The 691-nt window shown below is 69.0% G+C and carries 2 protein-coding genes; one reads left to right on the top strand and one right to left on the bottom strand.

Features of this window, described 5'->3' with window-relative positions; genetic code table 11:
• Positions 1 to 216 precede the first annotated feature (216 nt).
• The gene (locus J7528_RS23835; RefSeq protein WP_363270499.1) at positions 217 to 480 is read left to right on the top strand and encodes a DksA/TraR family C4-type zinc finger protein; all 264 of its coding nucleotides are present in this window, start codon (positions 217 to 219) and stop codon (positions 478 to 480) included.
• Between the two features lie 15 nt (positions 481 to 495).
• Here the strand turns inward: J7528_RS23835 and J7528_RS23840 are convergent.
• The coding region (locus tag J7528_RS23840) for a hypothetical protein (protein ID WP_291879820.1) at positions 496 to 691 on the bottom strand (196 nt) is incomplete at its 5' end.

Here is a 691-nt window from a genome sequence, read left to right on the forward strand (position 1 = left end):
GTTCCTGCCCGCGCCGCCTTCAAGCTGCTGACGCCACGGCTGATCCTCGGCGCAGCTCGAGCCAGCGGAGGAGAACGGGCAGCCGGCCGTTGACGCCGTTGACGTTGTAGGTGGCGATGATCATCCGCCCTCAACGCACGCAACGCCGCGCGGTGTCCGCGCAAGGTGGAAACCCTGGCGCGCCTTCCCATGTTGTTCGACGGAAAGGATGGCGACATGGCAGGCGGCTGGACGCGCGACGGCGCGGTGCAGGATCAGATCGACGACACGGTGAAGGACGCAGTGCTCGCCGCGCGGGCCGACATGCCCGCTGGCGAAAGCGCGTTGTTCTGCGACGAATGTGGCGAGCCGATCCCGGCCGCGCGGCGCGAGGCGCTGCCTGGAGTGCGCACCTGCGTGCCGTGCCAGTCGGGCCGCGACGCGCGCCGTGTGCAGGGCGGGATCAACCGCCGCGGCAGCAAGGACAGCCAGCTGCGCTAGCCTTGTCGAGCCTGATCAGGAGCTAGGAGCCCGCTCGCTCGGCGCGCCTCTCGGGCTGGGTCCGTAGCGGTTGTCGCGCGAACTGCCGGGTATGAAGAACACGCCCAGCGTCGCGATGATCAACGGAAGGGAAAGCAGGGTCGCCGGCATGTACCACCAGGGATCCTGGCCCGTGAGCACGTCGGGGTTGAGCATCGTGACGCGCCAGGAT

This window comes from Caulobacter sp. (genome assembly GCF_017744445.1).
Classification (GTDB): domain Bacteria; phylum Pseudomonadota; class Alphaproteobacteria; order Caulobacterales; family Caulobacteraceae; genus Caulobacter.